This is a genomic window from Pseudomonas sp. NFR09 (genome assembly GCF_900111535.1).
Classification (GTDB): domain Bacteria; phylum Pseudomonadota; class Gammaproteobacteria; order Pseudomonadales; family Pseudomonadaceae; genus Aquipseudomonas; species Aquipseudomonas extremorientalis.
Map to the genome: position 1 here is coordinate 82,773 of NZ_FOIH01000013.1, position 13,481 is coordinate 96,253.

The following is a 13,481-nucleotide window of genomic DNA, read 5'->3' on the forward strand; positions in this document are numbered from 1 at the left end:
GCCCGGCATGTCTATAATCGCCGCTTGTTCAAACCGTGCCATAACCATGAGACTGCCATGACTATTTCCCTGTACGCCGCCTCCATCCCGGTCTTCAAGCAAATGCTCACCGCCCTGAGCGGTGTGTTGACCAAGGCCGAAGCCCACGCCAGCGCCAAGAACATCGAACCGAACGCCTTGCTGCAAGCGCGCCTGTTCCCGGACATGTTCCAACTGGTGCGCCAGGTGCAGATCGCCGTCGACTTCGCCAAGGGGGTTTCCGCGCGCCTGGCCGAGATCGAAGTGCCTAAGTACGAAGACAGCGAAGTGACCTTCGCCGACCTGCAAGCGCTGATCGCCAAGGTTTTGGCCTTTGTCGACACCATCACCCCGGAGCAGATCGACGGCAAGGAAGGTATCGAGATCGTCACTCGCCCTGGCACGCCGAAAGAGAAGCGCTTCAGCGGCCAGTCCTACCTGCTGACCTACGGCCTGCCGCAGTTCTTCTTCCACGTCACCACCGCTTACGCGCTGCTGCGCCATAACGGCGTGGAAGTGGGCAAGCGCGATTACATGGGCGCTTTCTAAGCACGCACAAAAAAACCGGGACGATTCCTAAAGGAACCGTCCCGGTTTTTTTTTGCGCGACTGTTAAGCCGGCTGTTCTTCCTTGCCCAGGCAAGCGGCGGCGGTGAACAGCACATCGGTGGACGAATTGAGCGCGGTTTCCGCCGAATCCTGCAACACACCGATGATGAAACCGACGGCCACCACCTGCATCGCAATCTCACTGGGAATGCCGAACAGGCTGCACGCCAGCGGAATCAGCAACAACGAACCGCCGGCCACGCCGGAAGCGCCGCACGCACAGATGGCCGCGACCACGCTGAGCAGTACCGCAGTGGGCAGGTCGACGGCAATGCCCAGGGTGTGCACGGCGGCCAGGGTCAGCACGGTGATGGTGATCGCCGCGCCGGCCATGTTGATGGTGGCACCGAGCGGGATCGACACCGAGTAGGTGTCTTCATGCAGGCCCAGGCGTTTGCTCAATGCGAGGTTCACCGGGATATTCGCTGCCGAACTGCGGGTGAAGAATGCGGTGATGCCGCTTTCGCGCAGGCACATCAGCACCAGCGGGTAGGGGTTGCGGCGCAGTTTCCAGAACACGATGGCCGGGTTGATCACCAGCGCCACGAACAGCATGCAGCCGATCAGCACCACCAGCAGGTGGGCGTAGCCGAGCAGGGCGCCGAAGCCGGAAGTGGCCAGGGTCGAGGCAACCAGGCCGAAAATGCCCAGCGGCGCAAAGCGGATCACCACGCGCACGATCAGGGTCACGCCGTTGGACAGGTCTTCCAGCACCGCCCGCGTGGTCGGCGCCGCGTGGCGAATGGCAATGCCCATGCCGATGGCCCACGCCAGGATGCCGATGAAGTTGGCATTCATCAGCGCGCTGATCGGGTTGTCCACCACGCTCAGCAAGAGGCTCTGCAACACTTCGCCGATGCCGCCGGGCGCGGTCACCGCTGCGTCATGGGTCGCCAGCACCAGCGAAGAGGGGAACCACATGCTCGCAACTACCGCCACCACCGCGGCGGCAAAGGTGCCCAGCAGGTACAGGAACAGAATCGGCTTGATATGGGTTTCCTGGCCATGTTTATGGTTGGCGATGGATGCCATCACCAGCACAAACACCAGGATCGGTGCGACGGCCTTGAGTGCCGCGACGAATACCTTGCCGATGAACCCGGTTGCCTTGGCCGCCTCGGGCAACAGCAAGGCCAACAGGATGCCGGCGATCAGGCCGATGACGATTTGCGTGACCAGGCTGACGCGGGCCAGTCGTTGCAGGAGAGAGGGGGCAGCAGTCATAAACACTTGTCTCTGGTTTTTTTTAGGGCGCAGCTACTTACTCGGAAAGGGCTGTAGGACGCGGATCGCGAAGTCTAGCATGCTGTGGGAAAAGTCCATGGCGGTGCGGCATTGCGTCAACCGCTTGCCCAGGCCTTGGCCAAATCCGGACATACTCTGTTAAGATTCTGTCCTCTCATCTTTCCTCTCTGTCAGCGGGCCCTTCGGGCTGTCGTTGATGTCGTCGTTTCTGGAGTTTTCATGTTGTTTCCCATCCTGCTGCTGTCGGCCGCCGGCTTTACCGTGCTGACCACAGAGTTCGTGATCGTCGGCCTGTTGCCGTCCATCGCCCGCGACTTGAACGTCACTGTGTCCCAGGCCGGGCTGCTGGTGACCTTGTTCGCATTTACCGTGGCGGCGTTTGGTCCGTTTCTGACGGCGTACTGCGCACGTTTCCCACGCAAGCGCCTGTTTATCAGCATCCTGATCCTGTTCGGTGTGGCCAATACCGTGGCGGCCCTGGCACCGAATATCTGGGTGATGGCGCTGGCACGGTTGATCCCGGCGCTGGGTTTGCCAGTGTTCTGGGCCCTGGCCAGTGAAACCGCCGTGGACATCGTCGGCCCTGAGTTCGCTGGCCGAGCGATTGAAAAAATCGGCTTCGGTATTGTCTGTGCCACGGTGTTCGGCATTCCGGTGGGCACGCTGATTTCGGATATGTTCGGCTGGCGCAGCGCGTTTGCCATCCTCGCGGTGATCGCGTTGGCCAAGGCTTTGCTGCTGTTTATCTACCTGCCGGTGACCCAACCGAAGAACGATGAAGTGACGTTGCGCTCGCAGTTCAAGATCCTGCGCAACCCGCTGATGCAGGGGCATATCCTGCTGTCGATCCTGGTGTTCAGCGGCATGTTCACCGCCTACACCTACCTGGCGGACATCCTCGAGCGCCTGGCCGGGTTCGACGGTACGCTGGTGGGCTGGTGCCTGATGGGCTTCGGTGCGGTCGGTCTGATTGGCAATTCGCTGGGCGGGCGTGCGGTGGATCGTCACCCGTTGATCGCCTCCATGGTGTTTTGCGGCTTCATGATCGCAGGCATGGTGGCGCTGGTCCCGGCGATTCATTCGACCATCGGCCTGGCGGCGGCGATGGCCGTGTGGGGCGTGACCCAGGCGGCGATGTTCCTGGTCAGCCATGTGCGCCTGATGAAGGCTGCGCCCCATGCGCCGGCGTTTGCCGCGTCGCTGAACATCGCCGGGGCCAACCTGGGCATCGGCCTGGGCGCCATGGTTGGCGGGCACGTGATCGACACCCTCGGCCTGGGCAGCCTGGGCTTTGCGGCGTCCGGGTTTATCCTGGTGTCGATCCTGCTGGCGTTGTGGCTGATGACCGCCAGGCAACCGCTCGCCTCCGGCGCCTGAGCCGTCAGGGCAGGGTGGTGAACAGCTCCCGCCGGGCGCCTTCGGTAATCGCCACGATGCCGGGGTGCTTGACCTTGCGCTCCACCGAGATCGCGTAGAACGACTCGGTCACGGCCACGGTCTGGCCAATCAGCGCCACGCCGTACTGGCGCACCACCTCGTCGGCAATCACGCTGGGGGCGATAAAGATCCCGCTGCCGGATTGGCCGAATGCCTGCATCAAGGCGCTGTCGTCGAACTCGCCGATGATCTTCGGTTGAATCTGTTGTTCGGCAAACCAGCGCTGCAAACGGCTGCGTACCACGGTTTCCGCGCCCGGAATCAACAGCGGCGCGCCGTGCAGGCACTGTGGGAAATCCCCTCGGTGTTCGTCAGCCAACGCCTGGGTGGCGAAAAAACTGATGCCGCATTCGCCCAACTTCTGGCTGTAGCCTTTGATGTCCAGGTGCGTGGGCATGGGGCTGTCGGAAATCACCAGGTCAAGGCGCTGGATCGCCAGGTCGGCGAGCAGGCGTTCGAGTTTGTCCTCACGGCAGGTGATGCGGATCGGCTCGCTCAACTCCATGGTCGGTGCGATCAGCCGGTAGACGATAGACTTGGGCACCACGTCCGCCACGCCGACGCGGAACAGGATCTGCTGTTCGTCGGGCTGCGCGCGCAGCATGGCCTCAAGTTCATTACCGGTCTGGAACATCTGCTCGGCATAGGGCAGGGCCTGGCGCCCGGCTTCGGTCAGTTCCAGCTGGCGGCCGACGCGCTGAAACAGCGCGATACCGAAGGTTTGCTCGAGCAGGCTGATCTGCCCGCTGATGGTCTGGGGCGTGAGGTTCAACTGCTCGCACGCACGCACGATGCTGCCGGTCTTGGCCACCACCCAGAAGTAGTGCAGTTGTCGGTAATTGAGCATGGCAGCCTTCACTTCGTAAAAAACGAAGTATACGCGAGAAAAATACGAATTTTCCTGAACTGTTTGCCTGCATAGAATGCGTCGCTATCGCGGGGCCACTATTTGGACCCAAGGGTTCTAACGAGGAAGACATCATGAAACTCAATTCCCTGGGCGCGGCATCCTTGCTTGCGCTTTCATTGGTAGTGATCAGCGGTTGCGATCAGGTCGAAAAAAGCGCGCAGCAGGTACTGGGCAAGGCCACCGAATCGGCCAAGCAAGCCATCGATGACACCCACAAGGCTGCCGAACAGGCATTGAGTGAAGCGACCAACGGCCTGATCAACCCGCAGAAAAAGGATGATCAGGAAGAGAACGAAACCGAATCGAACAGTAAAGAAGCCTAATTTCCGCTCAACGTCAGGACTGACCTATGGATTACCTTTTACAACTGGCCGCCAGCCCCACCGCCTGGATTGCCCTGGCAACCCTGATTGTGATGGAGATCGTGCTGGGCATCGATAACCTGATCTTCATCTCGATCCTCACCAACAAGTTGCCGGAGAAGCATCGAGCCAAGGCGCGACGCATCGGTATCAGCATGGCGTTGGTGTTGCGGTTGGGCCTGCTCAGCACCATCGCGTTCATCGTGCAGCTGACGGCGCCGGTGTTCGAAGTGTTCGGCCAGGCGTTCTCGTGGAAGGACATGATCCTGATCGCCGGTGGCCTGTTCCTGGTGTGGAAGGCCACCACCGAAATCCATCACAGCATGGACCCGGAGCCCGAAGAGAAGGAAACCAATGCTGGCAACGTTGTGGCTATCGGTTTTGCCGCGGCCATCGGGCAGATCCTGTTGCTCGACCTGGTGTTCTCCATCGACAGCATCATCACCGCCGTGGGCATGACCGAGCACTTGCCGATCATGATCATTGCCGTGGTGACCTCGGTGATCGTGATGCTGGTGGCGGCCGAACCGCTGGCCAAGTTCATCAACGACAACCCGACCGTGGTGATGCTGGCCCTGGGCTTCCTGATCATGATTGGCATGACCCTGATCGCCGAAGGCTTCGGCGCCCATGTACCGAAAGGCTACGTGTATGCGGCCATGGCGTTCTCGGCGGCCATCGAATGCTTGAACATTGCCCGGCGTAACCGCCACCAGCGTTTGCTCGCTGCACGCCGGTAACCGCTGAAACCAAACGGCCGGCTGCGCTCAGATGAGCCCAGCCGGCTTTTTGCTGTCTGTTAGAATTCGCGCACTTGATAGCGTGAGGTCCTACATGAACGAGCCGATTCGTCTTACTCAGTACAGCCACGGCGCGGGGTGTGGCTGCAAGATATCGCCCCAGGTGCTGGAAGTGATCCTTGCCGGCAGCGGCGCACAGAACCTCGACCCCAAGCTGTGGGTGGGCAACGCTTCGCGTGACGATGCGGCGGTGTACGCCATCGACGACGAGCGCGGCGTGGTCTCCACCACCGATTTTTTCATGCCGATTGTCGATGATCCCTTCGATTTCGGCCGGATTGCTGCCACCAATGCCATCAGTGATATCTATGCCATGGGTGGCGATCCGCTGATGGCCATCGCCATTCTGGGCTGGCCGGTGAACGTACTGGCGCCGGAGATTGCCCGCGAAGTGATTCGTGGCGGCCGCTCGGTGTGCGACGCAGCCGGGATTCCTCTGGCGGGCGGGCATTCCATCGACGCCCCGGAGCCGATCTTCGGCCTGGCCGTGACCGGCATCGTGCAAAAGCGCCATATGAAGCGCAACGACACAGCCACCGCCGGTTGCCGGTTGTATCTCACCAAGCCCATCGGCATCGGCATCCTCACCACCGCCGAGAAGAAGGGCAAATTGCGCGAGGCGGATATCGGCCTGGCCCGGGACTGGATGTGCACCCTGAACAAGCCCGGCAGCCGTTTCGGCAAGTTGGCGGGGGTGACCGCAATGACCGATGTCACCGGTTTCGGCTTGTTGGGCCACCTGGTGGAAATGGCTGACGGCAGCGGCCTGACGGCGCGCATCGAGTACAACAAGGTCCCACGCCTGGCCGGGATCGAGGACTACCTGGACCAGGGGTGCATGCCCGGCGGCACCTTGCGCAACTTCGACAGCTATTCGAGCAAGCTCGGACGCCTGCAGGAACTGCACAAGCGCGTGCTGTGCGACCCGCAGACCAGCGGCGGCCTGTTGATCGCCGTCGCGCCCGAGGGCGACGCCGAATTCCACCGCATGGCGGCTGAACTGGGCCTGGTCCTGGAACCTATCGGCGAGCTGCTCGAGCGACAGACCCACGCGGTTGAGGTGATTTGATGGCAACCGATATCACCGACTACCGCGATATTTTCCTCAATGATCGGCCAATGATGGATACCCGCGCGCCGATCGAGTTCACCAAGGGCGCGTTCCCGGGGGTGATCAACCTGCCGCTGATGACCGACGACGAACGCCAGCGCGTCGGCACCTGCTACAAGCAGCAGGGCCAGCAGGCCGCCATCGTGCTCGGGCATGAGCTGGTGTCCGGCGCTATCAAGGCCGAGCGTATCGAGCAGTGGGCGCGGTTCGCCCAGGCCAACCCCGAGGGTTACCTGTACTGTTTCCGTGGCGGGCTGCGTTCGCAGATCGTGCAGCAATGGCTCAAGACCGAAGCCGGCATCGCGTATCCCCGTGTCGGTGGCGGCTACAAGGCCATGCGCACCTTTTTGCTGGAGACCGTCGAGCACGCCGCCACGCAGTGTGACTTCGTGCTGCTGGGCGGTATGACTGGCACCGGCAAGACCGAGGTGCTCGGCCAGTTGCGCAATGCCCTGGACCTGGAAGGTCATGCCAACCATCGCGGCTCCAGCTTCGGCAAACGCGCCACGGCGCAGCCGTCCAACATCGACTTCGAAAACCGCCTGGCCGTGGACCTGCTGAAAAAGCGTGCCGCGGGTATCGAGCAGTTCGTGGTCGAGGATGAGAGTCGCATGATCGGCAGTTGCGCGCTGCCGCTGGCGTTGCACAAGGGCATGCAGACGTTCCCGATGGTGTGGCTGCAGGACAGCGTAGAAGGGCGGGTCGAGCGCATCCTGCGCGACTATGTGGTGGACCTGTGCGCCGAATTTATCGAGGTGTTTGGCGACACCGGCCAGGCGCTGTTTGCCGAGCGCCTGACCCAGAGCCTGGGCAATATCCATAAACGCCTGGGCGGCGAACGCTTCCAGCGGTTGCAGGCGATCTTGCAGGCGGCCCTGGCGGAGCAGGCGCGCAGCGGTGATGTGGACCTGCATCGCGCCTGGATCGAAGGGCTTCTGCGTGAGTATTACGACCCGATGTACGCCTTTCAGCGTGAAAGCAAAGGCGCACGGATCGAGTTCGCAGGGGAGCAGGGCGCCGTGGTGGAGTATTTGCGCGAGCGCGCCCTGATCAGAGGATAGCCGCGCCGATCAACCCACACAGTACCCCCACCAACATCGTCAAGCCGGCCACCGTCACCAGCACCCGCGCATCGAAGTCCTTGCGCAGCATCAGCAGTGACGGCAGGCTCACACTCGGCAGGGTCATCAGCAAGGCCACGGCCGGGCCGGTGCCCATGCCCAGGGTCATCATGGTTTGTACGATGGGGATTTCGGCAGCGGTGGGAATCACGAACAACGTGCCGACAATCGCCAGAGGCACCAGCCATGCCAGGCTGTTGGCCATGGCGCCGTCGACATGGGGGAACAGCCACACCCGCGCGGCGCCCAGGATCAGCACGGCCAGGATGTACACCGGGATCGTGCTCCAGAACAACTGCCACAGGGTCCGCAGCCAACGGCCCAGGAACGGCTGGGACTCAACCACACTGACCTCGGCCACCGCGCCCAGAGCCGCTTCCGGCACCTGGTCCGGGCGGGCGATACGTTGAGCGATCAGGGACACGCCCACCACCAGCACAATGCCCGCCACCAGCCGCAATGCGGTGAAGCCCCAACCCAGCACGAAGCCCATGAACACCAGGGTCGCCGGGTTCAGCACGGGGTTGGCGATCCAGAACGCGAGTGCCGCGCCCACCGAGACCTGCTGCCGACGCATGCCCGCCGCGACCGGTGCCGCGCAGCAACTGCACATCATCCCCGGCAGGGCGAACAGCCCGCCCCGCAGGGTCGACCCCAGCCCGGCGCGGCCGAACAGGCGCAGCAGCCAGTCGCGGGGGATCAGCACTTGCAGGAGGGAGCCCAGGATCACCGCCAGCACAGCAGCTTTCCAGATCGCCAGGAAGTACACCTGGGCGTACGCCAGCGCGGCTGCCAGGGGCGAGCTTTGCTGGTCGTTGAGAATCGAGGCGCCAATGCTGTGGTTATCGGCGGCGACGAAGGCCTTGAGGTAGTAAGGCGACCACTTCACGTAGTAGAGGCCGACGCAGGCGATCAGCAGGAACAGCGCTGGTTTCCACCAGAACGACCAGCCCCGGTTGGGCTGGGTGGAGGCGAGGTTGGGCATGGTGATGATCCGCAGGTGAGTCAATAGCGGCGCATCATACGCCCTCAGCTCTCGGCGCTCACCTGGGTAGGTTCAGGGCAGGTTTCTTCGCCGTTGTTCAGGCCCTGTTTATAGTTGCGGCTCAGCAACGAGGCCTTGCCGTTGTGCCAGGTCAGCGTCAGCACATACAGCGTGTCGTAGTCGCTGCCGGACCAGTCGTCGGTGATGGTGTGTTTTTCGCCGGACGCTTCGCTCGCCACCTTGTTGATCAGCTCCGGCAGATAGCCGTGGGACCAGGCGGTGTAGATGATGGAGTTGTGGTACTTGTCTTCCACCAGCTCGTCGGCGAGGGCACTGGTGTCATTCGCGGAAAACTTGATGTTCACCGGCAGGCCGAGCTTGATCGCGCTGGGGCTGATGGTCATCAGCGGGCGAATATAGCTGTAGGAATTGTCCAGTTCGCCTTCCTCCACGTTGCGTGTCGGGTTGGCGGCGAACACGAAATTGGCCTTGCCGAACTTCTCTGGCAAAACCGTGGCCAGGTTCATCGCCCGGTTGAGACCCTGGCAATTGAGCTGGCCCAGGCCACCGGCGGGTTTTTCACCGTGGCGCAGGAACACCAGGGTTTGCACGCCGTCAACCTGGTCGGCGTTGCTGATCCGTGACTCCAGGCTCAGATCGATAGCGCCGCCAACCAACAAGAGCGGCAACAGGATGTATGAATAGCGTTTCAGTCGTTGCACAAGGCGCAGAGGCTTGATCGTCATTGTAAGTTCGAGTCTTCATGCGTCACGTTAAGGCAGACACGCCTGGCCACTATGACGCCGGGGGCGCCTGCGGTGTTCCCTGTCGAGATAGCGAGGTGCCTCCATTCACCGCTTGAGCTCATTTAAGAGTGCACGAGGGCGTATTGGTTCGCCCTCACGGCATAATAGCTGGCGGTTGTTGCGTATTGATGACCCATGCAGGACGCTCGCCGGATGACTATCATGGGGGCTTTCAGCACACACACACACACAGGGCTTCCCGATGAACCCACTCGCTGCTTTCCCGATCAACAGCAAATGGCCTGCCCAGCATCCAGAGCGCCTGCAACTGTATTCGCTGCCGACCCCCAACGGGGTAAAAGTGTCGATCATGCTCGAAGAGCTCGGCCTGCCCTATGAAGCGCACAAGGTCAGCTTCGAGACCCAGGACCAACTCTCTCCCGAGTTCCTGTCGCTGAACCCCAACAACAAGATCCCCGCGATCATCGACCCCAATGGCCCCAGCGGCCAGCCGCTGGCGTTGTTCGAGTCCGGCGCGATCCTGATCTACCTGGCGGAAAAAACCAGCCAGTTGCTCTCCGAGGACCCGGCGACACGTTATGAAACCATTCAATGGCTGATGTTCCAGATGGGCGGTATCGGCCCGATGTTCGGCCAGTTGGGCTTCTTCAACAAATTTGCCGGCAAGGCCTACGAAGACAAACGCCCGCGCGACCGTTACGCCGCCGAATCCCGGCGCCTGCTGGACGTGCTGGAAAAACGCCTGCTGGGCCGTACGTGGATCATGGGCGACGAGTACAGCATCGCCGACATCGCCACCTTTCCGTGGATCCGCAACCTGATCGGCTTCTACGAATCCGGTGACCTTGTAGGCATTGCCGACTTTCCCAATGTACTGCGCGCTCTGGACGGTTTCGTCGCACGGCCGGCGGTGATCCGTGGCCTTAATATTCCGAGTTGAAGCATGCCGACTTTCGATTTCAAACAGCTGGACGTGTTCAGCCGCGTGGCGCTCAAAGGCAACCCGCTGGCGGTGGTGTTTGGCGCCGACAGCCTGAGCGACCAACAGATGGCGGACTTCGCCAATTGGACCAACCTCAGTGAAACCACGTTTTTACTGACCCCGCGTGATCCTCGGGCTGACTACCGGGTGCGAATTTTCACCACCTTGAAGGAGCTGCCTTTTGCTGGACACCCGACGCTCGGCAGTTGTTATGCCTGGCTGCAGGCAGGTGGTATTCCCAAGGGCGAGGAGATAATCCAGGAGTGCGAAATCGGCCTGGTGCGTATCCGTCGCCAAGGCGATGAACTGGCATTTATCGCGCCGCCGTTATTGCGCGCCGGTGCCGTGGACGCGCCGTTGCTGGAGCGCGTGCGCCTGGGCTTGGGCCTGGAGCCCGGGGCCATCGTGCGCAGCCAGTGGGTGGACAATGGCGCTGGCTGGCTCGCGGTAATGCTGGCAGACCGTGACCAGGTCCTGGCGTTGCAGCCGGACTATTCGCAACTGCTGGGGCTGGCCGTGGGCGTGATCGCCCCCTGTGACGGCGGGCGCGACGATGTGGACACGCAATTTGAGGTGCGTGCCTTTATCGCAGGCGATGGCGCGCAGGAAGACCCGGCCACCGGCAGCTTGAATGCGGGGCTTGCGCAATGGTTGCTCGGCGAGGGCCTGGCCCCCGAGCGCTATGTGGTCAGCCAGGGCACGGCAATTGGCCGGGCAGGGCGGATCCACGTTGAGCGCCAGGGCACTGAAATATGGATGGGTGGCGCCGTGTCGGTGTGCATCGACGGACGTGTACAGCTCTAGATCAATAAATTATTACCGCCGCCGCAATACACTATTGGCCCCTCGGCGTTTGTGCTGCCGGGGCCTGGGGGCATAAGCTTTCGCCCCAAAGATTTTCTGCCTTGCAATAGGACCACCATGACCAGCCAGTTCCCCCAAGCCCGCCCACGCCGCCTGCGCCGCTCCCCGGAGCTGCGTGGCCTGTTCCAGGAAAGCGAATTCACCCTCAACGACCTGGTGCTGCCGATCTTCGTCGAAGAAGAAATCGACGACTTCGTGCCAATCACCAGCATGCCGGGCGTGCAGCGCATCCCTGAGAAGAAACTGGCCGGCGAGATCGAGCGCTATGCCCGTGCCGGCATCAAGTCGGTGATGACCTTCGGCGTGTCCCACCACCTGGATGCCAGCGGCAGCGACACCTGGAAGGAACGCGGCCTGGTCTCGCGCATGTCGTCGATCATCAAGGACGCTGTGCCGGAAATGATCGTGATGTCCGACACCTGCTTCTGCGAATACACCGACCATGGCCACTGCGGTGTGATGCACGGCGCCCATGTCGACAACGACGCGACGCTGGTCAACCTCGGCAAGCAGGCCGTGGCCGCCGCGCGTGCCGGTGCCGATGTCATTGCCCCTTCGGCGGCGATGGACGGCCAGGTCCAGGCGATCCGCCGCGCCCTGGATGATGCGGGCTTCACCCATATCCCGATCATGGCCTACTCGACCAAATTCGCCTCGGCCCTCTACGGACCGTTCCGCGAAGCTGGCGGCAGCGCGCTCAAGGGCGACCGCAAGAGCTACCAGATGAACCCGATGAACCGCCGCGAAGCCGTACGCGAATCGCTGCTGGATGAACAGGAAGGCGCGGATGCGCTGATGGTCAAGCCGGCCGGTGCCTACCTCGACATCATCCGCGACATCCGCGAAGCCTCGCGCCTGCCGGTGGCGGCGTACCAGGTCAGCGGCGAGTACGCGATGATCAAGTTCGGCGCCAAGGCCGGGGCGATTGATGAGGACCGTGTGGTGCGTGAAACCTTGGGCTCGATCAAGCGCGCGGGTGCGGACTTGATCTTCACCTACTTCGCGATGGACCTGGCGTTGGCGGGGATCTAGAACCACAACAGGTAAAATGTGGGAGGGGGCTTGCGCCCTCCCACATCAACAATGCCCGGCCCATCGTCGCCCAAGGAAGCCCCATGTATTCAAGCCGCCTGATCCTGTGCCTTGCCACTTTGCTGGTACTGGCCGGTTGCTCCACCACGCGCAACCCGCAACAGCCGCAGCGCAGCGAGGCCGAGGTGAAAGCGCAGATCGTGCGCCTGCTGCCGGCCAAGGTGGCTGACCGCGAGGGCTGGGCCCAGGACATCTACACGGCCTTTGACACCCAGAACATCTACCCCAGCACGGAAAACATCTGCGCCGTGCTGGCGGTGACCGAGCAGGAGTCGACCTATCAGGTCGACCCACCGGTGCCAGACATGGGCAAGATCGCCCAGGACGAAATCCTGCGGCGTGCCGGCAAAGTCCATGTGCCGGCGTTTGTCGTGCGCAGCGCCCTGCAACTGCGTTCGCCCAGCGGCAAGACCTACGCCGACCGCCTCAATGCTGCGCGCACGGAGAAGGACCTGAGTGGCATCTTCGATGACTTCATCAGCATGGTGCCCCTGGGCAACACGTTGTTTGGTGGTTTCAACCCGGTGCATACCGCAGGCCCGATGCAGGTGAGTATCGACTTTGCGCAGAAGCAGGCGCGGGGTTATCCCTACACGGTGGATGGCACAATTCGTCGCGAAGTCTTCACCCGTCGTGGCGGCATGTACTTCGGCATCGCGCACTTGCTGGGTTACCCGGTGAGCTACGATCGGCCGCTGTATCGCTTTGCCGATTTCAATGCCGGGTGGTACGCCAGCCGTAATGCCGCGTTCCAGGCTGCCGTCAGCCGTGCTTCGGGCACCGAGCTGGCCCTGGACGGAGATCTGATTCGCTACGACTCGCTGCTGCCCGGCACCACCGAGCTGGCGGTGCGTTCATTGGGGGCCAGGCTGGACATGCGCAACCCCAGCATCCGCAGCCAGCTGGAGCAGGGCGAGCAACTGGATTTCGAGGACACCACCCTCTACAAGCGCGTATTTGCCCTGGCGGACAAGGCCGCCGGCAAGCCGATGCCACGGGCCATCCTGCCGGGCATCGTGCTCAAGAGCCCCAAGATCACCCGTAACCTGACCACGGCGTGGTTTGCCCAGCGGGTCGACGAGCGTTATCAGCGCTGCCTGAAGCGCTGATCAGCGTTGAGGTGAGCAGCCTGCCACGGCCAGGGCTGCCAGCAGGAACAGGAGATAGGATTTTGGCTT

The 13,481-nt window shown here is 62.2% G+C and carries 14 protein-coding genes; 10 read left to right on the forward strand and 4 right to left on the reverse strand.

Annotated features, from left to right (window positions below; genetic code table 11):
• Positions 1–57: 57 nt before the first annotated feature.
• Positions 58–567 (forward strand): DUF1993 domain-containing protein, encoded by a 510-nt coding sequence (locus BMX59_RS25470; protein ID WP_058425596.1) that lies wholly within the window; start codon positions 58–60, stop codon positions 565–567.
• A gap of 63 nt (positions 568–630) precedes the next feature.
• On the opposite strand, the gene sstT is transcribed toward BMX59_RS25470, so the two are convergent.
• On the reverse strand, positions 631–1,851 hold the full coding sequence (sstT, locus tag BMX59_RS25475) for a serine/threonine transporter SstT (protein WP_092249665.1): 1,221 nt from the start codon (positions 1,849–1,851) through the stop codon (positions 631–633).
• Between the two features lie 240 nt (positions 1,852–2,091).
• Here sstT and BMX59_RS25480 point away from each other — a divergent pair, with 240 nt between their 5' ends.
• Positions 2,092–3,249, forward strand: coding sequence for an MFS transporter (locus tag BMX59_RS25480; RefSeq protein ID WP_071489673.1), 1,158 nt, complete (start codon positions 2,092–2,094; stop codon positions 3,247–3,249).
• 4 nt (positions 3,250–3,253) lie between these two features.
• Here BMX59_RS25480 and nhaR read toward each other — a convergent pair whose 3' ends face one another.
• The gene (nhaR, locus tag BMX59_RS25485) at positions 3,254–4,156 is read right to left on the reverse strand and encodes a transcriptional activator NhaR (RefSeq protein ID WP_092249669.1); all 903 of its coding nucleotides are present in this window, start codon (positions 4,154–4,156) and stop codon (positions 3,254–3,256) included.
• A gap of 134 nt (positions 4,157–4,290) precedes the next feature.
• Between nhaR and BMX59_RS25490 the strand changes: the two genes are divergently transcribed.
• The 4 genes from BMX59_RS25490 (at position 4,291) to mnmH (ending at position 7,553) form a co-directional block, all read left to right on the forward strand.
• A complete protein-coding gene (locus tag BMX59_RS25490; protein ID WP_071489671.1) occupies positions 4,291–4,542 on the forward strand; it encodes a hypothetical protein in 252 nt (83 codons plus the stop codon).
• Between the two features lie 26 nt (positions 4,543–4,568).
• A complete protein-coding gene (locus tag BMX59_RS25495; protein ID WP_092249671.1) occupies positions 4,569–5,321 on the forward strand; it encodes a TerC family protein in 753 nt (250 codons plus the stop codon).
• Between the two features lie 94 nt (positions 5,322–5,415).
• Positions 5,416–6,450: a selenide, water dikinase SelD gene (gene selD / locus BMX59_RS25500; RefSeq protein WP_093127177.1), complete on the forward strand. Its 1,035-nt coding sequence runs from the start codon at positions 5,416–5,418 to the stop codon at positions 6,448–6,450.
• On the forward strand, positions 6,450–7,553 hold the full coding sequence (mnmH, locus tag BMX59_RS25505; protein WP_092249673.1) for a tRNA 2-selenouridine(34) synthase MnmH: 1,104 nt from the start codon (positions 6,450–6,452) through the stop codon (positions 7,551–7,553). Before selD ends, mnmH begins: the two co-directional genes overlap by 1 nt.
• Here the strand turns inward: mnmH and BMX59_RS25510 are convergent.
• Complete coding sequence (locus tag BMX59_RS25510; RefSeq protein WP_092249846.1) at positions 7,543–8,598, reverse strand: permease; 1,056 nt, start codon at positions 8,596–8,598, stop codon at positions 7,543–7,545. The genes mnmH and BMX59_RS25510 overlap by 11 nt on opposite strands.
• Positions 8,599–8,642: 44 nt before the next feature.
• Positions 8,643–9,344, reverse strand: a complete 702-nt coding sequence (locus BMX59_RS25515) for a histidine phosphatase family protein (protein WP_071489668.1) — start codon at positions 9,342–9,344, stop codon at positions 8,643–8,645.
• 262 nt (positions 9,345–9,606) lie between these two features.
• On the opposite strand from BMX59_RS25515, the gene BMX59_RS25520 reads away from it, so the two are divergent.
• The 4 genes from BMX59_RS25520 (at position 9,607) to BMX59_RS25535 (ending at position 13,412) form a co-directional block, all read left to right on the forward strand.
• On the forward strand, positions 9,607–10,305 hold the full coding sequence (locus BMX59_RS25520; RefSeq protein WP_093127183.1) for a glutathione S-transferase N-terminal domain-containing protein: 699 nt from the start codon (positions 9,607–9,609) through the stop codon (positions 10,303–10,305).
• 3 nt (positions 10,306–10,308) lie between these two features.
• On the forward strand, positions 10,309–11,151 hold the full coding sequence (locus BMX59_RS25525) for a PhzF family phenazine biosynthesis protein (protein WP_093127186.1): 843 nt from the start codon (positions 10,309–10,311) through the stop codon (positions 11,149–11,151).
• Between the two features lie 117 nt (positions 11,152–11,268).
• Positions 11,269–12,243: a porphobilinogen synthase gene (gene hemB, locus BMX59_RS25530; protein ID WP_093127189.1), complete on the forward strand. Its 975-nt coding sequence runs from the start codon at positions 11,269–11,271 to the stop codon at positions 12,241–12,243.
• Between the two features lie 83 nt (positions 12,244–12,326).
• Positions 12,327–13,412, forward strand: a complete 1,086-nt coding sequence (locus tag BMX59_RS25535) for a DUF1615 domain-containing protein (protein ID WP_093127194.1) — start codon at positions 12,327–12,329, stop codon at positions 13,410–13,412.
• Positions 13,413–13,481 lie beyond the last annotated feature (69 nt).

Bases quoted from the DNA above. Each gene is read 5' to 3' on its own strand.
- BMX59_RS25470 (WP_058425596.1), top strand. From the start codon at position 58: ATGACTATTTCCCTGTACGCCGCCTCCATCCCGGTCTTCAAGCAAATG.
- BMX59_RS25510 (WP_092249846.1), bottom strand. From the start codon at position 8,598: ATGCCCAACCTCGCCTCCACCCAGCCCAACCGGGGCTGGTCGTTCTGG.
- nhaR (WP_092249669.1), bottom strand. From the start codon at position 4,156: ATGCTCAATTACCGACAACTGCACTACTTCTGGGTGGTGGCCAAGACC.
- mnmH (WP_092249673.1), top strand. From the start codon at position 6,450: ATGGCAACCGATATCACCGACTACCGCGATATTTTCCTCAATGATCGG.
- BMX59_RS25520 (WP_093127183.1), top strand. From the start codon at position 9,607: ATGAACCCACTCGCTGCTTTCCCGATCAACAGCAAATGGCCTGCCCAG.
- BMX59_RS25495 (WP_092249671.1), top strand. From the start codon at position 4,569: ATGGATTACCTTTTACAACTGGCCGCCAGCCCCACCGCCTGGATTGCC.
- BMX59_RS25535 (WP_093127194.1), top strand. From the start codon at position 12,327: ATGTATTCAAGCCGCCTGATCCTGTGCCTTGCCACTTTGCTGGTACTG.
- sstT (WP_092249665.1), bottom strand. From the start codon at position 1,851: ATGACTGCTGCCCCCTCTCTCCTGCAACGACTGGCCCGCGTCAGCCTG.
- BMX59_RS25515 (WP_071489668.1), bottom strand. From the start codon at position 9,344: ATGACGATCAAGCCTCTGCGCCTTGTGCAACGACTGAAACGCTATTCA.
- selD (WP_093127177.1), top strand. From the start codon at position 5,416: ATGAACGAGCCGATTCGTCTTACTCAGTACAGCCACGGCGCGGGGTGT.
- hemB (WP_093127189.1), top strand. From the start codon at position 11,269: ATGACCAGCCAGTTCCCCCAAGCCCGCCCACGCCGCCTGCGCCGCTCC.
- BMX59_RS25480 (WP_071489673.1), top strand. From the start codon at position 2,092: ATGTTGTTTCCCATCCTGCTGCTGTCGGCCGCCGGCTTTACCGTGCTG.
- BMX59_RS25490 (WP_071489671.1), top strand. From the start codon at position 4,291: ATGAAACTCAATTCCCTGGGCGCGGCATCCTTGCTTGCGCTTTCATTG.
- BMX59_RS25525 (WP_093127186.1), top strand. From the start codon at position 10,309: ATGCCGACTTTCGATTTCAAACAGCTGGACGTGTTCAGCCGCGTGGCG.